This is a genomic window from Oceanisphaera arctica (genome assembly GCF_002936955.1).
GTDB classification, from domain to species: Bacteria; Pseudomonadota; Gammaproteobacteria; order Enterobacterales; family Aeromonadaceae; genus Oceanimonas; species Oceanimonas arctica.
The window spans coordinates 59416-78358 of the sequence record NZ_MPZM01000001.1; the positions used below are offsets into that span (position 1 = coordinate 59416).

Consider the following 18943-nt stretch of genomic DNA (forward strand, 5'->3'; position numbering starts at 1 on the left):
ATGGTGGCGGCGCTGGCTTGTCGTTCGCCGGCCCCCTATAATCCCGCCATTAGAAAAGCTTATCGAGGTATGGATGTCCCGGCGACTCCCCCCGCTCAATGCCCTCAAGGCATTTGAAGCCGCCGCCCGCAATTTGAGTTTTACCCGGGCGGCGGAAGAATTGTTCGTTACCCAGGCGGCGATAAGCCATCAAATCAAGGGATTGGAGGAATACCTGGGCATCAAGCTGTTTCGCAGGCGCAACCGTTCCCTGCTGTTGAGCGAAGAAGGCCAGAGCTATTTCCTGGACATTAAGGATATTTTCTCCGGTATTTCCGATGCCACCGAGCGGCTGCTGGCGCGCAGCGCCAAGGGTGCGCTGACGGTGAGCCTGCAACCGAGCTTTGCCATTCAGTGGCTGGTGCCCCGGTTGGTGCGCTTCAGCGAGGTGCATCCGGACATAGACGTGCGCATCAAGGCGGTGGATCTGGATGAAGGTTCGCTCACCGACGACGTGGATGTGGCGATTTATTATGGCCGGGACAACTGGCCGGGCCTGCGGGCCGACAAGCTGCACGCGGAATACCTGATCCCGGTGTGTTCTCCGATGCTGCTGATGGGCACCAAGCCGTTGAAGACCCCCGAAGATCTGACGCGACATACCCTGCTGCACGACACCTCGCGGCGGGACTGGAAAGCCTGGTTCAAGCAACTCGACATTCAGGCGGCCAATGTCAATCAGGGGCCCATCTTCAGCCATTCGTCCATGGTGATCCAGGCGGCGATTCACGGTCAGGGCGTGGCTCTGGGGCACAGTGTGCTGACCCAGCCTGAGATTGATGCGGGCCGGCTGGTATGCCCCTTCGAGCAGGTGCTGATGTCCAAGAATGCCTATTATCTGGTGTGCCACGAATCCCAGGCGGCCCTGGGCAAGATTGCCGCCTTTCGGGAATGGATGCTGGCGTTGGTGATTAAAGAAGAGCAGCAAAAGGCGCTGAACGGATGAGTCATGTGTTGATAAACGGAGCCGACAATGCCCCCAACCGGGTGCTGCTGACCCACGGTGCCGGGGCCGGCATGGAGCATTCGGTGATGAACAGCCTGGCTTTGGGGCTGGCCGATGAACAAATTCAGGTGATCCGCTTCGAGTTTCCCTTTATGCAGAAAACCCGGGCAGACGGGCGTAAACGGCCACCAGATCGGGAGCCGGCGCTGCTGAACTGCTGGCGAGAGATGGCGGCCGAGTTTGCCCATCCCCGATTGTTTCTGGCGGGCAAGTCGATGGGCGGGCGCATGGCATCCCTGGTGGCCGATGAGCTGGCACCGGCTGGTCTTGTCCTGCTGGGGTTTCCCTTTACGCCGCCGGGCAAGCCGGACCGCTTTCGCGGTCAGCATCTGGCCACGCTCGCGACGCCGACCCTGCTGGCGCAAGGCGAGCGGGACAACTTCGGTAACCGGGCGGCGGTGGCCGCTTATGATCTGGCACCGGGTGTGAACACCCAATGGGTGAAGGACGGCGATCACGGCTTCAGCCCGCGCAAGTCGTCGGGCACCACGCTGGAACGCAATCTGGCGGCAATCGTGGCCGGCATGAGGAGGTTTGTTCTTGCTTGTTAATCTCTGGTTTTATCTGGCGGCTCTGTTCGGGCTGAGTGCCACGGCTCTAGGTGCCTACGGCGCTCATGGCCTGGCCGCCAGTGGCTTGTCTGCACCCCTGGTGAGTGCCTTTAACACCGGTGTGCAATATCAGTTCTATCATGCCCTGGCATTATTGCTGGTGGTGTTGGCCTGGCGGTTCAAGCCGGCCGGGGCGCTGCATGTGGCGGCCGCTTTTTTTGCACTGGGCACCCTGTTGTTCAGTGGCAGTATTTATGCCTTGGTGCTTTTTGGCACCAAGGGTATTGGCTTTATTACTCCCCTTGGGGGAGTTTGTTTTATGGCTGGATGGTTAAGCTTGTTGCTGGCCGGTCACACTTGGTTGAGGTCTTGATGAAACACTTATTAATATATTGTCGCCCCGGGTTTGAGAAAGAGGCGGCAGCGGAAATTCAGGACAGAGCAGGGCAGTTTGGCTGCCCTGGATTTGCTCGCACCAAGGACGACAGCGGCTTTGTTATTTACGAATGCTTTCAGCCGGACGACGCCGATTTAATGGCGCGCAAGTTGTGGTTTAGAGAGCTGATTTTTGCCCGCCAGATGCTGGTTGTCTGTGCCGAAATAAAAGACTTGCCGCTGGACGATCGCATCAGCCCCTTGCTGGCTGCGGCCGAGGGCATGGAGCTGTGTGGTGATATCCGGGTAGAAACCCCGGATACCAACGACGGCAAGGAGCTGTCGCGTTTTTGCCGCAAGTTTACCGTGCCCATGCGGCAGGCTTTACGTGGCAAAGGTTTGCTAACCCGTAACGAGTCGGACACCAAGCCCGTGTTGCACTTGTTTTTTATGGCCAATAATCACGCCATATTGGGCTATTCCTATACCTTTAATAACTCGCCTTTTCACATGGGGATCCCGCGTTTACGTTTCCCTGCCGATGCGCCCAGCCGTTCTACTCTGAAGCTGGAAGAGGCATTCCATGTGTTTGTCCCCCGACATGAGTGGGATTTGCGGCTGACTTCGGGTTTGCGTGCGGTCGATCTGGGCGCCGCCCCCGGTGGCTGGACTCATCAGCTGGTCAGCCGTGGCATGATGGTCACGGCCATCGATAATGGCCCCATGAGCCAGGCCTTGATGGACACCGGACAGGTGAAGCATTACCGGGAAGACGGTTTTACCTGGCGTCCGGCCCGCAAGAATACCTACTGGCTGGTCTGCGACATGGTCGAAAAGCCGGCGCGCGTGGTGGCGACCATGGCAGACTGGCTGGTGAATGAAGACTGTCAGGAAGCGATGTTCAACCTGAAATTGCCGATGAAGAAGCGCTATGGCGAGGCGGTGTATAATCTGCAGCAGCTCAAGGACAAGCTGGCAGAGCTGGGCGGTTTTCAGGTGCAGGCCAAGCAGCTGTATCACGACCGGGAAGAAATTACCGTACACGTGTATCAGCCGCGCAAGGTCGCCAAGCTGAAACCCAAGGAATAAACCGGCCTGTTTGGCCAACCTGGGTTCGCGATAGTGAACTATTAAAGAAAGGGCCTTAGGGCCCTTTCTTCGTTACCGCAAGCTTAAAGTAGCGGTAAGTAAAATGGAACAAGAGAAAGATAAAATGGCTTTGTAGTGGTTCTGGGCTTGCTGAATAAATAAGCAGCAGGTTGCCTTTTTCATGACTCGGAGCTGTCTGTTGGAGATGCAATCAGACGAGACTGCGGCCTTGAGAAGGATAAAGGGTGTCTCTTAGCCGACCATCTGTGCCATGGATGGCGCGGCTGAGCCCCTAGGGGGCGAGCTTGCTCGCCGTGACGAATCGTTTCCGCCTGACCGAATATCCAGTGAATATTCGCAGCAGGCTGAAACCGCGAGTGTCATGTCATACGGCGTGTCGGCAGAGTCGTGCCCTTTGTCCGACTTTCTGTGGTCATCTTTCGTTTAAAACCGATATTTACAATCCAGTCTGGATTCGTCGTCGGTGATCTTGATGTCGAATTCCAGCCGGATTTCGGGGTCGGAAGGGCGAATGTTCAGCTTGATGCCGTCTCCCCGCAGGCGCAGCGAGGTTTTGAAACCGCCCCGTTCGAAATTCAGGCGGGGGCGGAAGTTTTTCAGTGACAGGCTGACCGAGCTTTGCGGCGTCAGCTTCAGGCTGGGATAGGCGGCCAGGCGCCGACTGCCATCCGCTGTGGGATGTAACTCGATATCGAGCCCGTAAGGCTTGGGGGTATCTGTGAGTATCTTGGGGGGTGTCAGGGTAAAGCGCAGAGGCTGTTCGATAGTGGCGGTTGGTAGCTGGTAGTTTGGGCCGGGTTGTTCGTAGGCTGAGCTAGGTGTTGCATAGACTAACGATAGCAGAGAGAGGAGTGCCAGCAGCTGTATTGGTCGAACGTCCATGAGCCTGTTCCCCCCGTCTGTAACAGTAACTATAGACGGCTGTTTGTGATCAAGGGCACATTTTTGCCGGGTTCAGGTCTGATGTCTTGTCGGCGAACGCCCATTAAAAAAGGGCCTTTCGGCCCTTTAACTGATTTGTCAGTCGCTTACAGGTTGGCGATGATCGCCTGGGTAAACTCGGTGGTGCTGGCGTTACCGCCCAGATCCCGGGTAACCGTCTTGCCTTCGGCGATGGTCTTGCGTACCGCTTCACGGATCTGCCGGGCCTTGTCCTGCATGCCGAGATGCTCCAGCATCTGAATGGAAGCGAGGATCACCGAACAGGGGTTGGCGATGTTCTGACCGGCAATGTCCGGCGCCGAACCGTGTACCGCCTCGAAGATAGCCGCTTCTTTACCGATATTGGCGCCCGGAGCCATGCCCAGCCCACCGATCAGGCCGGCACAGAGATCCGACAGAATGTCGCCAAACAGGTTGGTGGTCACGATCACGTCGAAACGCTCGGGATACATCACCAGATTCATGCAGGCGGCGTCCACTATCATTTCGTTGGTTTCGATGTCCGGATAGCGTAAAGCCACTTCCCGGGCCACTTCCAGAAACAGGCCTGAAGTGGACTTCAGGATGTTGGCCTTGTGGACTATGGTGACTTTTTTGCGGCCTTCGTTACGGGCCAACTCATAGGCAAACACGGTAATACGCTCGGCACCTTCGCGGGTGATGATGCTCATCGCCTCGGCACTGCTATTGTCGTCGGAGCGTTTCTGACCGGCACCGGAATACATGCCTTCGGTGTTTTCCCGAATGGTGATGATGTCGATGTTTTCAAACCGGCTCTTGGTGCCTTCAAACGACACGACCGGGCGCACGTTGGCGTACAGGCTGAAGTGTTTGCGCAGAGAGACGTTGATGGAGGTGAAACCGCCGCCGACGGGGGTAGTCAGAGGACCTTTGAGGGTGATTTTGTTTTGAGCTATCAGATCAAGGGTGGACTGGGGGAGAAGTTCGCCGTGTTTTTCCAGGGCCATCAGGCCGGCGTCGGCATAGTCGTAATGAAAGTTACAACCAGCGTGATCCAGTATTTTCAGGGCGGCATCGATAATGCTTGGGCCGATACCATCACCCGGGATCACGGTAATACTGCGTTTGTTCATGGGCAGCGTTCCGTTTTTAGTTATAGGTCGAGGGGAAGTATTATTGCCCCGTATTTATAGCATTTTCGCCGTGATTTTCCTATGACCCTTTAGTCGAGGGTGGATAACGCAGATCCTGAAGGTTGAAACCCAGCTCTATATCATCCACCAGTTTGACCAGCTGCCTCGACAGCAAGGCATGGTTCTGGTGAGCATGTACGGTATTTTCGTCTTTTGCCTGAGGGTCGGTGGCAAGCAATTCGTCCAGAGTATTATTCTGTTTCAACAGCGCTTTGGCTCGCTTGGGACCTATGCCGGGTACGCCCTTGATCTGGCTGCCTGACACTCCGGTCAGCGCCCAGTAATCGACCAGCTGATCGACTTTCAGCCCATAGTGTTGCTGCACGAAATCGTCATCAAGCCATCGTTGATTGAAATGATCCCATAATCGGATATGCGGGCTCAGCAGCTGACAAAATCCCTGATCGGTAGAGACGATGATGCTGTTCTTGCCGTGGCGACCCAGGGTGGTGGCGAGGGTAGCGATGAGGTCGTCCGCCTCGTCGGTGTCGGACAGCAAGGCGTCGATACCCTGTTGCCACAGCAGCTGTTGCAGCTCACCGAGGTAATTGGCCAGAGCCTCGGGCATGGGCTTGCGCCCGGCTTTGTATTCCGGATACAGATGATGGCGAAAGCCGACCGGCGCGCCGTCGAACACCGCCACCACATGGCTGGGTTTGAACTGGGCGAGCAAGCGGTTGGTGGCATTAGTGAGGGCGGCGCCGGTGGCAGCCAGCGCCGTTGCTTCATGTTGATGCCGCTGGGCCTGCACAGCGTGCAGCCGGCGGATCAGGTTCAGGGCATCGATGATCAGTAATTGCATTCAGCGTACATCTTATTAGGGTCTGTTGACCTTTCACGGTTAAATTTTGTTCGAGTAAAACGCGTTTAGCCGAACCCGCAGGGCAGCGCTTGTGGGGTCTTGCTACTGCGTTATCGCTTATTTATGTAGAGTGACTACATGGCATAAGCGATGCCTTGTATCAAGCCCCCACAAACTGCTGCAAAAATCATCGCGAAAGGCCAACAGACCCTAGCGTTTGATACGGTAGCAGGGCACATAGGCCGAACCGGGGAGCTTCATGCGCTGCTGCTCCACAAATTCCTGCAGCAGCTTGTCCATCATTTGCATCATTTTTGGCTCGCCATTGAGCAGGAAGGGCCCTTCTTTCTCGATGGCTCTGATGCCGCCTTCCTTGACGTTACCGGCCACTATACCGGAGAAGGCCCGGCGCAGGTTGGCCGCCAGTTGCTGAGGTGGCTGATCGCTGCTCAGGTTCAGGTTGGCCATGCCTTCGTGATCCGGTGTAAAGGGCAGTTGAAATTCCGGCTCTATCTTCAGCGACCAGTTGAAGGAGTAGGCGTCACCCACCGACTTGCGATAATCCCGTACCAGCGGCATGGCGTTTTTGACTCGTCGCGCCACCTCGGCCGGATCATCGATAATGATCTGGTACAGCGACTGGGCATCGGGACCCAGGGTGTTGCCGATAAACTCGTCCACGCTGCGGAAGTAGTCGGCGCTTTCCTTGGGGCCGGTCAGAATTATGGGAATGGGCTGATGCCGATTTTCCGGATGCATCATGATGCCGAGAATATAGAGAATTTCTTCGGCGGTACCGGCGCCGCCGGGGAAGACGATGATACCGTGGCCCAGGCGTACGAAGGCTTCCAGTCGTTTCTCGATATCCGGCAGTATCACCAGCTCGTTGACGATGGGGTTGGGCGGCTCGGCGGCGATGATGGAGGGCTCGGTCAGGCCGATATAGCGGCTACCGGTTACTCGTTGCTTGGCGTGGCCGACGGCGGCGCCTTTCATCGGTCCTTCCATGGCGCCAGGGCCACAGCCGGTGCAGATGTTCATTTCGCGCAGACCCAGCTCGTTGCCGACCTCGCGGGTGTACTGATATTCCACTGCGTTGATGGAGTGGCCGCCCCAGCACACGGCCAGGTTGGGCTCGGCGCCGGGGTTGACGGCTCGGGCATTGCGCAGAATGGAGAAGACCAGATCGGTCAGGTGCAGCGATGAGGTCAGATTCAGTTGATTTTCGTTTTGCAGCTTGCTGTTGACGTAGATGATGTCACGAAGCACCGAAAACAGATGGTCCTGAATACCGCGGATAATTTCACCGTCCACGAAGGCATGATCCGGCGGGTTGAACAGCTCCAGCTTGACCCCGCGCTCCCGGCGGATCACGTTGATCTCGAAGGATTTGTAACGCTCGAGAATTTCTTTGGAACTGTCGGTTTTGCTACCGGAGTTCAGTACCGCCAAGGCACAGTTGCGAAACAGCTGGTACAGGGCGCCGGAGGCAGACTGTTTGAGGTTATCGACTTCGACTTGCGACAGCAGGTTCATGCTGCCGACCGGATTAATATGGGTGATCATAGTCACTCCCGTGAATATTGTTATAGGTCAATCCATGACTATCTGATCACGCTCGGCGTGCTTGGCACGATACAGGGCCTGATCGGCGCGCTCCAGGGCTGATGTGATGCTGTCGCCCTGTCGAAACAGGGTGGCACCGATGGATGCGGTGATGGTCACGCGCTCTGCTTTAAAACGAAATGGAATATTTTTGATTTGCTCGCGCAGTTTTTCCAGTGGTGTGTTGAGGTGTTCCGGGCTGATGTTGCTCAGCAGAATAATAAACTCTTCGCCTCCGAAACGAGCGACGAAGTCGCTGTCCCGCAATGATTGCTGGACGGTTTTGGCAATCAGGCACAATGCCTTGTCTCCGGCCTGATGACCGTATTTGTCGTTGATTGCCTTGAAATAATCAATATCGATCAGGGCGATGCACAAGGGACTCTGATAACGAAGCCAACGGCGATATTCTACTTCCAGCCGTTCATCCATGCCGGCTCGATTATGGATCTGGGTCAGGCTGTCGATAAACAGTTTGTCATTCTGCGCATTGAGTTGTTGTTTGAAATGCTCAGTGTCGCTTTTGAGTGACTGTATCTGTTGGTCCATCTCACCCATTCGTTTGAGCAATGACTGTTCTCGGTCCTGCAGTCGTTCATGCTGCACCAAAATGTGGTTGATGCCGCGCATGCGCAGTTCAATTTCTTCTTTCAGATGTTCGCTGTCCTGGCTGCTCAGATGCTCGCCAATGGCCCTGAGCTCGCTGGCGATATGATGGCCATGGTGGGTGCGGGCATCGAATAACGCCTGACCTTCACTCAGGGAGATAGCGAAGTGATGTTGCATCTCTCCCAGGTTGCCGTGGAGTTTGCTCAGAAACAGGGTGGAGTTTTTGCGCTCAAACCGGCAGCCTTCGATGGTGCGCTCTATCAGGCGCAGACAGATCCCCGGCATCAGGCTGGCATCCGCCAGTTGTGACAGCTGACGCCGTATCTTGACCAGATCGGTAGCCACCTCTCCGGAGAAGTTGAACTCCTCGATCAGCTGTTGTAGCCGGGAACATAATTCGTGATAGTGGGCCTGGTGTTGGTTGTGCTGTTCGGTGCAGAGGCTCAGGGCGCTCTGGTAGTAGTCCAGCAACAGCCACATCTTTTTATCGTGGCCCTCATTGTTAGGTTCCAGCTCTGCCAGCAGGGTATCGGTCTGAGAGGGGCGGAATGCGGATTGTTGTAGCAGTGTAACCGCCTGTTGCAGCTTCTTTCCGGTCAGTTGTTGCGCACAATACAGCCGGATACACCCCTGCCGCAGGCGGGCAAGCTGTTGCTCCAGTTCGATCGAAAGCCGAGCCGTAACGGGCATCGCCGGCTCGAATGAAGTTGAGTCGGGTTGTTCGACAAGCAGTTTCTGCCAGTGGCTGATGAAACGACCGGTCGGTTCTGAGTCTGTGTCACAGGAGGCGCTGGTTGGCGACTGTTGCTCTTGTTGTTGCAGGCTGCTCAGAATGTCTTCCAGCCTGTCAATAACGGATGTCAGTTCCTTTAACATCAGATTATCGTCGATATTGTCCATGGTTCACCATAACACCCTAGCGCAGGGGGCCTGTAAAATTATATCGAGATTGCCGGCTCAGAGGCCAAGGCACTCCAGTCAATCTGTTGTTTTTTATGTGAACTATTGACCTTGACCAGTCCTTTCAGAATAGCCTGAATACAACAGTGGCGAATATCGCCATTAAAAAAAGCGGCTTGCTGACAGTCGACCGCCAGCAGTTTCACCCAGGCACTTTCTCCGGTTTGTTCTACCAGCTGGTGGGCGGCGGCCATGGCCAGATACAGAATATTTCCCAGGCGCATATCATCCAGAGTATGGGGAGCCTTGGGCAGGAACGGATGCCCGATAATGCCGATGGCCAGGCGGCGATCCAGGTGAAAGTGGCTGGGGAACTCGGCAAACATGCGCTCGAGGCTGGCGACCGTCTGTTGCAGTGAGTTGACCTGACGTTGCGAGATGACGTAAATGAACTGCCCCTCGCGCAAGTCATAAAGTCGCGCCTTGGGGTGAATGCGACCTTGCAGGTACTCGCCCAGCTCTTTCTGCAGGGTGGCCGCATGGGCCAGACCTATCCGCTCGCTCAGGTCGACCATAAAGGGCACGTGCAGCAGCAAATAATAGATTTTATCGTTGAATGGCTCAGCCTGTGCTTCGTTGAGATACCACTGTTCGGAGCGCTGCTGGCGCTTGGCCATTTCCTGCGGTAAACGCAGCATCAGCTGGCGCCAGTTGGGTAAACCGGTTCTGGGTTCGAGCAACAACGACTGCTGTAATTCGGTATTACTCTGCAGCAGGCGGCGGCTGCGAATATGATTACGCAACCAGCCGTAAAGCAGCAGCGGTGCAATCAGCCCCAGGCTGAAGGCGAGCAGGGTAAAGCGCTGTTTGTCCTGCTGCAGTTGTTCATTCTGCCGGCGTAGTCCGCTCAGCTCTCGTTCTTGCTGCAGCTGTTGATCGCTTTCTTGTACCAGACTCTGGGTCAGCAGCCGGTTAAGCTGGCTGGCTCTCTCGTAATAGGCATGAAAGGCCTTGTGATGCACCAGCGCCTGGGTCGGACTCCCGCTGGTTTCAAACAACAGCGCCAGCAGTCGGTGGCTTTCAATCAGGCGGGGCACATCATCCTGTAGTTCGGCCAGTTTCCGGGCCTGGTCGAGCTGGATCAGGGCCAGGCCGTGTTCCTGCTGTTCCAAGTGCAGTTGACCCAGTTGCAGCAGCGTGTCTACCTGGTGGGGAATATCCTGATTGCGCTTGAAGCTGGCCCGGGCCAGGGTCAGATAGTGGCGTGCTTCGGCATAGGTCTTCAGCAGCCGGTAGGAATGGCCGATCTCCAGATAAAGCCGGGCCATCAGGTTGGCATCGCCCTGAATTTTGACCAGATCGAGCGCATTGAAAAAATAGACCAGCGCCAGACTGGCGTCGTTACCGGCTCGGGTGACCCGACCCAGGTTAAGCAGCGAGCTTATCAGCAGGGTCGGGTTACCCAGCAATTCGAATTCGGTAGTGGCCTGATTGGCGTAATGCATCGCCTGTTCGCCCTTGCCCAGTGAGGCATGCAAGGTGGCCGCCTTATCGGCGGCCATGGCCTTGAGATAGTACTGACGACGTTTGCCCAGCAGGTTCAGGGTTTCCACATAGTGTGACAGGGCCAGCTCATCCTGTTGCAGCAAGAGGTAATATTCCCCCAGCAGATAGTTGGCCCAGGCCTGCTGAATGTATTCTCCTTGTTGCTGGGCCTGAACCCGGATTTGCTCGAACGCCAGCCGGGCTTCATCGAAGCGATGTTGATACAAGAGCACGCTGGCCTGAAACAGAGGTAAGGCCGCCTTCAGTGAGGGTGGGGCATTGACCGTCAGCAGGAGGCCGGCTTCTTCGAGCAGGCTGTTGGCCTGCTCGGTATCTTGCTGTGCCAGCACCAGTTTGGCTTTGATGATAAGGCTGGCCGCCTCGGCGTCGGGCTGACGATAGCGTTTGGCGAGCTTGATGGCCTGATTGATGCTGGTATCGGCCGGTAGCGACAGCCCTTCATTGGCCTGACACAGGGCCTGAATTTGCCAGGCGGCCTGACTCTGCTCCCGGGTGCGATAGCGTTTGGCCAGTTCCTGGTGATCGAAGTCCTGACGCGAGTTGACCATCTTCGCCGGGTCGACTTCTTTGCGTTGCAGAAAAAAGTTGGTCAGGGCGACACACTCGCTAGGTCGGCTCAGCATCAGCTGCCGCGCCCGTTGCAATTCAACGGGTTCGGGTTGGTACGGCGACAGCGCGGGAGCGCCCGCCAGATGCGAGACCAGAACGGCAGCAGACAAAATCACAATAATGAATACCGATATAATATGCGGATGAGGCGTCAGTTTACGTAGCGGGCCGAAGGGAGTCCAGCTTCTGACGCGATCCGGCCCTATTGATAGTCTGGACTCGCTTGTTACTGACGCTGCAGGCGGACGTTGGCGGCCTTGCCGGCCACATTACTGCGATAGGGGTTGATATCCAGGCCGCCACGACGAGTGTAACGGGCATAGACGGTCAGCTCTTTCGGGTGGCAGTGCTGCATCAAATCCATGAAGATCCGCTCTACACACTGTTCATGAAATTCGTTGTGCTGGCGAAAAGACACCAGGTAGCGCAGCAGTGCCTCGCGGCGGATACGCGGACCCTGATAGCGGATCATCAGGCTGCCCCAGTCCGGTTGGCCGGTGACCAGACAGTTGGACTTGAGCAGATTGGAGTGCAGGGTCTCGTTCACTTCTTCGGGGTCGGTGGCGTTATTGAGCAGATTGGCCTGGGGCTGGTAATGCCGGATCTCTATATCGAGTCCATCGATGCAATCACCGGGCAGCATGCCAAACTGGGTCGGAGCTGCCTGCAGTTCGTACAGCTTGACCTTGACCGGCCCTTGGGCACAGAGGGTCAGATCCCGGGTCAGAATATCTTCTACTTCTTCCAGGCTGTCGAAGTGGCTTTGATTGAAACTGTTCAGATACAGCTTGAATGACTTGGACTCGATCAGGTTGACACTGGTGGCAGCCACACGTACCTCACCCATGGCGACCATGGGTTTACCCTTGCGGTTCAGCCAGGACAGCTCATAGAGATTCCACAGGTCTTCACCGGCGAAGGGCAGGGCATCGGCGCTGAGCCCAAGCTCGTCCCGGTTCAGGCTGCGGGGCACGGGCTGAAGTTGGCCGGCATCGTATTCACAGACGTAGCTGCTTTGCTTGCCCAGGGGGAGGTCATCCAGCGCCTTGCTAGCCTGGTATTTCTGCTCTGGTGTCATTTCGGGATCCAGTTGGTAGAATGCGAGTCACTGAGCCTATTGTGAGACTTTAATATGCAAGATCAAGTGGTGATGGCGCTGGCTGTGCTGTTTGAACGCCAGCGGCGGCTGGGGGGGATACCGCTGGTGGATCACGACGCCGATTTTGCTTCTCCGGCCGAGCAATTACCGGCACAGGCCGGCCGGGTTGGCTGGCAGCCCTGGCAGCGGCCCGAGCCCGGCAGTTTCGACAATATAGCCACCGCCCTGGCGATGCCGGTACACCCGGATCTCGGCGCGTTCTTCGGTCATTATTATGCGGGCAATGTGCCGGGCTGCTTCAAGGGGCTGTTTCTGACCCTGCTGCAACCCTGGAATGAGCAGGACTTCGAGCGGCTGCAGCAAAACCAGATAGGCCATCAGCTGATGTTGCAGAAGCTGAAGTTGCCGGCCAGCTGGTTTCTGGCCAGTTGCCGCGACGAGCAGCGGCTGGTGACCCTGGATAACGCCAGTGGCGAAGTATTGCTGGAACGCCTGGGCAAGGGCCGCATCGGTGTGCTGGCGCCAAACCTGGCCCACTTTCTGCGCCGGATGGAGCCGTGCGGCTGAAACCGTGCGGCTGAAACAAGGGCAAGTGAGGAGTGAAGTGTTAGGAGCCTCACACCTCACACGGTATTAATTCTTGAAATCCCAGGACAGGTTGGACACCAGCCGGCAGGGTTCGCAGACGAAGTCGAAAATCTCGTGTACAGGCTCGGCCAGCCGCCAGTCTTCGCCACAGCCCGGACACGTGCGGTTGAGCTCTGCCTCCAGGCTGTCGCCACCCACCCGATACAGGTAGTAGAAGGTCGGCACCTCGGTCAGATATTCGATACGCTTGGCCAGATCCCGACCGCGACGGCTCAGGCGACTGTCTGGCTCGCTCAGCTCGGTCACGGCCCCGTGCTCCAGAATGGAGCCGTTCATCTGCAGCTGATCACAGGCCTCCCAGTCTTCCTGCCACTTGAGTATCTGCTTGCTGTCGCCATTGGCCACCGGCGGTATCCGATACAGCGGCACCGGGGTGAAATGGTCGCCACAGCGTAGCGGCGAGCAACTGTGCAGGTAGGTGGTATACAGCAGCTGCCAGCGGCGCTGGTCGCAATGATCCGTGGTATCAGAATTGAGATCCTGCCCCCTGAATTGTACCTTGGGGCTGGTTAGCCCCGCCCGATGCAACTGCTCTATGGCAAGCTCCACCTGACGGCTGTGATAGCGCGGGTGCAGGCTGTCTTTTTCCGGACAGACCACCCGGGCGCTTAGCCAGCCCTGATGCATTGAAGTGGGAAACTCCCGGCCCAGGATCTGGCCGTTATAGCGCAGGGCATCGATAAACTGGCGAATGGCCGGCTCGGCGTCCGCCAGCTCTATGTCCTGATAACAATCGAAGTTCAGCTCACAAACCCACATCAGCCCAGTTGCTCCGCTTGCTGGACAGGTGACTGCGACAAGAGTTGTTCCAGCCGGGCGACTCGGGCCTCTAACTCGGCGATGCGCTGCACGAAATCCGGTGCCGCGTTCTGTTCGGTTGCGGCGGCCGTTACCGTCGCCGCAGGCAATTGCCCGGGCGAGGATTTGTAGCGGCTGACCAGCTGCAGCAGCTGAGCCATGTTGACCGAGCCGCTGACCCGTGCCTTGACGGCGGCGGTGGTGATGGCCTTGCCTTCTCGCACCAGGCTGTGAATGGCGTTGATAATATCCTGTTGGGGCATGATGGCTCCGGTTGCGTTATCTCAGGCTGACGTTCAGCTGATCGATGATTTCGGCCCAGTCCGAGTCGTCTTGCAGACCTTCTTTCAAAAAGCCGGCCTGGGATTTGCTCCAGAAGGGAGCCTCCACCAGCTCTACCTCGGGCGGCAGGCGATGAGAAGAGAGAAAATGATCTATGCCTTCATGGCTGGCGTCCAACCCCAGTTGTTCGAACAGTTCGCTGAAAGGGTGAGTGATATGTTCCATTATCGTCTCCTTTTTTACTGACTTGGTGTTTATAGACCTGCTGTTTACAGACTACATGGGTGGTGGCCTGCGGGTAACTCTTGCAGTCAACAAGAAACGACCGCCCATGCATTACAGCATAGGTGACGGGGGCTCGCGCAACACCGGTACCGACACATCCAGCACCTTCAGGCCATGCAGCCAGAGATCACCTTCGTTGTGCTGCAGGCCATCGTGGCTGAACTCGAACCGAAACTGTGCCAGCAGCCGGCCTTTTTTCCAGACATAACGGTAGCGATAGACGCTCAGCAGCTGAAACTGCTGCCGACGACAGTACCGCTCCAGCCAGTGGCGGGCGAACTCGCTCTGACGACGAACATGCCAGTATCCGGCCCCCAGCAGGCAGATGGCCAGTAGCCCCAACAGCTCAGTCACGATCGCTCGCCAGTGGTGAACTGGAAGATGCTGAATCCGAAAACAAGGTGCCGATGGCGTTTTTCAGCGGCACAGACAGCGCCGGATTATGCAGGTTGGTCAGGATTAGCGGGCGCAAGGCCGGGATCGAGACCAGCTCGGCGAACAGGCCGTTGAACAGTTCGCCGTGGTGTTCGGCCAGCTGCTCCAGATAGTTCAGCAGCAGGGTTTCGTCGGTCAGCTCCTGCCACAGCCGCGCCGCCAGGCTCAGCATCAGCGGTTGGCTCGGTGTCAGGGTGAGCAGGGTGGCGATTTTCTGGCGGCGCGCTTCAAAAGGCGCACAGCCGGCGGTGGCCCGCAGCAACAGGGCGATGCGCTCCTGATCCGCACTCTGGTGTTCCAGCTCGGTGCTGATGCCGTCAAGCAGGCGGTCGGTCAGGGCGGTGGACTGGGGATGATGCTCACACTGGTTCAGCAGCGCCAGCTGCACCGGTTGTGGCAGGTTGAACAGCCGGGATGCCAGTTGCTCGCTTAACGGGGTGTCCTTATTCAGGCGTGCCGCCACATCGGCCAGCCCCTGCAGGCCCAGTTGTTGCCAGTCGTGCTGATCGGGCGCGGCCAGGTAGTCGAGCACACCCTGATAGAAGGCGGACGGCGGCAGTTCCAGCTCCAGATGTAACCGGGCATGAAAGGCGGCCAGCTTGTCCTGAGCTGGCTGAAAGGTAAAGGGCGTCTGGGCCAGTCGTTCTTGTTGCTCGTCGCTGAGCGGTGCGCTCGGATCCTGACCCAGTTGCTCGACCAGTGCCGCGAGGAAGTGTTTGACCGCGGCATTGTTGAACAGGCCTCGTTCGTCCAGCGGCAGCTTGAGAAACCAGACATAGGGCTGGGGCTGGCTCTGGCGTTGCCAGTAGCAGACCGCCAGCCAGGCATGGCGCTGCAATGGCCAGGGGTAGGGCCGTTGGCCCGCTTCGATGGCGGCAAAGTCGTCCCGGTCAAGGGGTTGCAGGCGGCGGCCCAGATCGTAAAGGCGAAACTCGGTGCCTGCCTGGGTTAAAAATTCACTCAAGGTATCTATTTGCATCGGCTTCTCCTGTCGAACCGGGGCGAATTATAGGGAGTCGCAGACCAAGATGGTATAGTAGCGCGCTGTTTAAGAGGATGTTATCCATGCCTGCCGAACCCCAAAAGTTGTTGTATGCCATTGAACGGGAACTGAAAGCCCTGTCCTGGTGGGAAAGTGCGCCCCCATCCGCCCGGGCGCTGGCCAGTACCGAGCCGTTTTGTCTGGATACCCTGAGTTTTGCCCAGTGGCTGCAATTTGTGTTGCTGCCGCGGATGCAGGCGATGATTGACGCCGGCGCGCCGCTGCCGAACCGGATTTCCCTCTATCCGATGGCGACCGAAACCTTCAAGTCGCTGCCCGAAGACACGGGCGCGCTGGTGGAGGCCATCGCCCGTCTGGATGAAGCCCTGTCCGGCCAGCCGGTGCGGCGCGAAGCATGAGTGTCGAACTTATCTATGAAGACGAGTCGCTGGTGGCCATCAACAAGGATGCCGGTTTGCTGGTGCACCGCAGTTGGCTGGACAAGGGCGAAACCCGTTTTGCCATGCAGCTGACCCGGGACGCCGTGGGTTGCCATGTGTTTCCGGTGCACCGGCTCGACCGACCGACGTCGGGCGTCTTGCTGTTTGCCAAGAGCGCAGAGGTGGCCCGCACCCTGACAGAGGCCTTCGGTGAACGCCGGGTCGACAAGCATTATCTGGCGGTGGTGCGCGGTTACATGCCGGAGCAGGGCACACTCGATTATGCCCTGAGCCACCAGCTGGACGATATCGCCGACAAGTTTGCCGATACCGACAAGCCCCCGCAGCCGGCGGTAACGCACTGGCAGGCGCTGGCGCAGATTGAGCTGCCCTTTGCGGTGTCGAAGAAACACGACACCAGCCGCTACAGCCTGGTGCGGCTTAAACCGGAAACGGGGCGCAAGCACCAGCTGAGGCGGCACATGGCGCACCTGTTTCATCCCATCGTCGGCGATACCAGTCACGGAGACGGTCGTCATAATCGCTTCTTTCGCCAGCAATACGGCTGTGAGCGCATGATGCTGCACGCCAACCGGCTGGTGCTGACCCATCCGGTCAGCGGCGCGCCCCTGCAGCTGGAAGCCGGGCTGGATGCGCACTGGCAGCGGCTGGCGGATGAATTTGACTGGCAAACGGCACTCGATTAACGGGAACAACTCGGGTTATCATCAGTTTTCAGTAGCTTAGGTGTATGATCTCTTCGCAATCGATGCATGAACAGGAGTGAAAATGGCGGCAGTAGATATCATTATCGGCAGTGTGTATGGCTCGGCGGTGCTGGTGGCCGAGACTCTGGAGCAGACGTTGACCGACGCGGGGCATCAGGTGCAGTTGCATGAAGACGCCGTGCTGGCGGATCTGGATACCGGGCATTTCTGGTTGTTCGTCACCTCGACCACGGGTCAGGGCGACTTGCCGCCCAATCTGTTGCCGCTGTTTGAAGAAATGCGTGAAAGCTGTCCACCCATGCCGCAGTTGCGTTATGCGCTGGTGGCGCTGGGCGACAGCAGTTACGACAACTTCTGTGGTGCCGGTCGTCAGCTTGACGAACTGCTGCAAGAACTGCAGGCTCAGGCGGTGGTCGAGCGGCTGCAGGTGGACGCCACCGAAACCCTGGAGCCGGAAGAGCCGGCACTGGCCTGGCTCAAAGGCTGGATGGCGAAGATCTAATACCAATCTGAATAAAAATCTGATCTTTCTAAAGTCCGAACTCAGAGGCAACACAGCCGCCTCCCACGACACGCCATAAACTCATCCCTGAGGGCTCGGAAATGCCATCCATGGCATTTCACGGTCGTGGGAGGTCGTCTCTGTTGCCTCTTCCTGAGCTTCGAGTTGCCTGTAGACAGTGCCAACAGATGACTCTGCGGCATCAGGGAGGACAAAGGGATCTGCTCAGCCGACCATCCGCACCAAGGATGGTGCGGCTGAGCCTACATGGAGGTATTCACGGCGTGTCGGCGGAGCGGGCCCTTTGTCCGACCTTTACAGAGCAACCAAATAGATCAGTTATTTAATCAGTTTGGTATAAAAAGCCGTCAGCGATAAGCGGCAAGCGATAAAAAAACACGGCGCTGTCAGAGAGACGGCGCCGTGTTTTTTTGTATGGAGAGGTTTACCGTTTACAGCTTTCGGATACCGTCTGCCTCAATCAGGATCTTGCCCTGCTTGTACAAACCACCGATGGCCTTCTTGAAGGTACCCTTGCTGATGCCGAACAGGCGGAAGATGGTGTCGGGATCTGTCTTGTCGTTGACCTTCATGAAGCCACCGGCCATCTCCAGCTTGTCGAGTACCGCCTGGGCGGCATCGTCCACCTTGCCAGCACCGGGCTTGAACAGGGTCAGATCGATTTTTCCGTCTTCACGTACCTGTTTGATATAGCCCTTGGTGGCCAGTCCCGTCGGTACCCGGCCCGCAATATCGGACTTGAATACCAGCCCCCAGAAACGGTTTTCGACCACGGCCTTGAAACCAAGCGGAGTATGCTCGGCAATGAGCAGGTCCACTTCCTGATCGGGGCGGTAGGGTGGCAGTTCCCGGCTGAGGAAACTGTCCAGCTTGCTGCTGGCCACCATGCGGCCCTCATGGTCCAGATACAGGTAGACGACATAGTTTCTGCCTTCCTGCATGGGCTGAGACTGACTACGCTGAGGAACGAAGATGTCTTTTTTCATGCCCCAGTCGAGAAAGGCACCCAGGCGGTTAATGGTGACGACTTTCAGCGAGGCAAACTGGCCGACCCGTGCCTTGGGTGTGTCGGTGGTGATCACTGGCTCCTGATCCGAGTCCAGATAGATAAATACCGTTATCTCATCACCGGGCTGACAACCGGCAGGTAACTGGCGACGGGGCATGAAGGCCTCGCCGTATTCTCCGGCATCCAGCCAGCCGCCTTTATCGTCCAGTCGCAACAGGGGCAGGGTGTTATTATCGCCAAGCTTGATCATGAGAATTACCGTATTCGCAAAAAAACCGATCTTAGCCTGACCGGGCGATAAAGACCACCGTTGTTAACCACGGTATTCGGCGCCTGGATTAGAGGTTAAACCTTTAAATTCAATCAATTATAAATTATTTGTTGCCGAGGCCAATAAAAATACTGCTACACTCCTGAGGCTGAGCGGCCGCGTTGATGGATAAAGA

21 protein-coding genes are annotated in these 18943 nt (G+C 57.2%); 8 read left to right on the forward strand and 13 right to left on the reverse strand.

The window, feature by feature from the left end; all coding sequences use genetic code 11:
- Positions 1-73: 73 nt before the first annotated feature.
- From UN63_RS00315 to rlmM, 4 genes are read left to right on the forward strand one after another with little or no spacing between them, the layout of a single operon-like run.
- Positions 74-985, forward strand: a complete 912-nt coding sequence (locus UN63_RS00315) for a transcriptional regulator GcvA (RefSeq protein WP_104484801.1) — start codon at positions 74-76, stop codon at positions 983-985.
- Positions 982-1596, forward strand: a complete 615-nt coding sequence (locus UN63_RS00320; protein ID WP_104484802.1) for an alpha/beta fold hydrolase — start codon at positions 982-984, stop codon at positions 1594-1596. The genes UN63_RS00315 and UN63_RS00320 overlap by 4 nt, the downstream gene beginning before the upstream one ends.
- Positions 1586-1969 carry a DUF423 domain-containing protein gene (locus tag UN63_RS00325; RefSeq protein ID WP_104484803.1) on the forward strand — a complete coding sequence of 128 codons (384 nt, stop codon included), beginning with the start codon at positions 1586-1588 and terminating at the stop codon, positions 1967-1969. The genes UN63_RS00320 and UN63_RS00325 overlap by 11 nt, the downstream gene beginning before the upstream one ends.
- Entirely contained in the window at positions 1969-3060 is a 1092-nt protein-coding gene (rlmM, locus tag UN63_RS00330) for a 23S rRNA (cytidine(2498)-2'-O)-methyltransferase RlmM (RefSeq protein ID WP_104484804.1), read from the forward strand. Before UN63_RS00325 ends, rlmM begins: the two co-directional genes overlap by 1 nt.
- A 444-nt stretch (positions 3061-3504) precedes the next feature.
- On the opposite strand, the gene UN63_RS00335 is transcribed toward rlmM, so the two are convergent.
- The 7 genes from UN63_RS00335 to queF form a co-directional block, all read right to left on the reverse strand.
- Complete coding sequence (locus UN63_RS00335) at positions 3505-3963, reverse strand: hypothetical protein (RefSeq protein ID WP_104484805.1); 459 nt, start codon at positions 3961-3963, stop codon at positions 3505-3507.
- Positions 3964-4109: 146 nt separating this feature from the next.
- The gene (locus UN63_RS00340; RefSeq protein WP_104484806.1) at positions 4110-5117 is read right to left on the reverse strand and encodes an isocitrate dehydrogenase; all 1008 of its coding nucleotides are present in this window, start codon (positions 5115-5117) and stop codon (positions 4110-4112) included.
- A gap of 79 nt (positions 5118-5196) precedes the next feature.
- Positions 5197-5979 carry a flap endonuclease Xni gene (gene xni, locus UN63_RS00345; RefSeq protein ID WP_104484807.1) on the reverse strand — a complete coding sequence of 261 codons (783 nt, stop codon included), beginning with the start codon at positions 5977-5979 and terminating at the stop codon, positions 5197-5199.
- A gap of 210 nt (positions 5980-6189) precedes the next feature.
- Complete coding sequence (gene ppnN, locus UN63_RS00350; protein WP_104484808.1) at positions 6190-7545, reverse strand: nucleotide 5'-monophosphate nucleosidase PpnN; 1356 nt, start codon at positions 7543-7545, stop codon at positions 6190-6192.
- A gap of 27 nt (positions 7546-7572) precedes the next feature.
- Positions 7573-9093 carry a GGDEF domain-containing protein gene (locus UN63_RS00355; protein ID WP_104484809.1) on the reverse strand — a complete coding sequence of 507 codons (1521 nt, stop codon included), beginning with the start codon at positions 9091-9093 and terminating at the stop codon, positions 7573-7575.
- A 38-nt stretch (positions 9094-9131) separates the two neighbouring features.
- On the reverse strand, positions 9132-11384 hold the full coding sequence (locus UN63_RS00360) for a tetratricopeptide repeat protein (RefSeq protein ID WP_104484810.1): 2253 nt from the start codon (positions 11382-11384) through the stop codon (positions 9132-9134).
- A 110-nt stretch (positions 11385-11494) separates the two neighbouring features.
- Positions 11495-12346: an NADPH-dependent 7-cyano-7-deazaguanine reductase QueF gene (queF, locus tag UN63_RS00365; RefSeq protein WP_104484811.1), complete on the reverse strand. Its 852-nt coding sequence runs from the start codon at positions 12344-12346 to the stop codon at positions 11495-11497.
- A gap of 54 nt (positions 12347-12400) precedes the next feature.
- Between queF and UN63_RS00370 the strand changes: the two genes are divergently transcribed.
- The gene (locus UN63_RS00370; RefSeq protein WP_104484812.1) at positions 12401-12934 is read left to right on the forward strand and encodes a SecY-interacting protein Syd; all 534 of its coding nucleotides are present in this window, start codon (positions 12401-12403) and stop codon (positions 12932-12934) included.
- 66 nt (positions 12935-13000) lie between these two features.
- Here UN63_RS00370 and UN63_RS00375 read toward each other — a convergent pair whose 3' ends face one another.
- The 5 genes from UN63_RS00375 to UN63_RS00395 all read right to left on the reverse strand — a co-directional run bounded on the left by UN63_RS00375 (position 13001) and on the right by UN63_RS00395 (position 15794).
- Positions 13001-13774, reverse strand: a complete 774-nt coding sequence (locus UN63_RS00375) for a Zn-ribbon-containing protein (RefSeq protein WP_104484813.1) — start codon at positions 13772-13774, stop codon at positions 13001-13003.
- Positions 13774-14076 carry a hypothetical protein gene (locus UN63_RS00380; RefSeq protein ID WP_104484814.1) on the reverse strand — a complete coding sequence of 101 codons (303 nt, stop codon included), beginning with the start codon at positions 14074-14076 and terminating at the stop codon, positions 13774-13776. The genes UN63_RS00375 and UN63_RS00380 overlap by 1 nt, the downstream gene beginning before the upstream one ends.
- 16 nt (positions 14077-14092) lie before the next feature.
- On the reverse strand, positions 14093-14320 hold the full coding sequence (locus tag UN63_RS00385; RefSeq protein WP_104484815.1) for a DUF2789 domain-containing protein: 228 nt from the start codon (positions 14318-14320) through the stop codon (positions 14093-14095).
- A gap of 111 nt (positions 14321-14431) precedes the next feature.
- Positions 14432-14734 (reverse strand): DUF3301 domain-containing protein, encoded by a 303-nt coding sequence (locus UN63_RS00390; protein ID WP_104484816.1) that lies wholly within the window; start codon positions 14732-14734, stop codon positions 14432-14434.
- A complete protein-coding gene (locus UN63_RS00395) occupies positions 14727-15794 on the reverse strand; it encodes a DUF3549 family protein (RefSeq protein ID WP_104484817.1) in 1068 nt (355 codons plus the stop codon). The genes UN63_RS00390 and UN63_RS00395 overlap by 8 nt, the downstream gene beginning before the upstream one ends.
- Before the next feature lie 86 nt (positions 15795-15880).
- Between UN63_RS00395 and UN63_RS00400 the strand changes: the two genes are divergently transcribed.
- The 3 genes from UN63_RS00400 to UN63_RS00410 all read left to right on the forward strand — a co-directional run bounded on the left by UN63_RS00400 (position 15881) and on the right by UN63_RS00410 (position 17467).
- Positions 15881-16216: a YqcC family protein gene (locus tag UN63_RS00400; RefSeq protein ID WP_104484818.1), complete on the forward strand. Its 336-nt coding sequence runs from the start codon at positions 15881-15883 to the stop codon at positions 16214-16216.
- Complete coding sequence (gene truC, locus UN63_RS00405) at positions 16213-16944, forward strand: tRNA pseudouridine(65) synthase TruC (protein WP_104484819.1); 732 nt, start codon at positions 16213-16215, stop codon at positions 16942-16944. The genes UN63_RS00400 and truC overlap by 4 nt, the downstream gene beginning before the upstream one ends.
- Positions 16945-17026: 82 nt before the next feature.
- The gene (locus tag UN63_RS00410; protein WP_104484820.1) at positions 17027-17467 is read left to right on the forward strand and encodes a flavodoxin; all 441 of its coding nucleotides are present in this window, start codon (positions 17027-17029) and stop codon (positions 17465-17467) included.
- Between the two features lie 452 nt (positions 17468-17919).
- On the opposite strand, the gene UN63_RS00415 is transcribed toward UN63_RS00410, so the two are convergent.
- The gene (locus UN63_RS00415; protein WP_104484821.1) at positions 17920-18747 is read right to left on the reverse strand and encodes a CvfB family protein; all 828 of its coding nucleotides are present in this window, start codon (positions 18745-18747) and stop codon (positions 17920-17922) included.
- Positions 18748-18943: the final 196 nt, after the last annotated feature.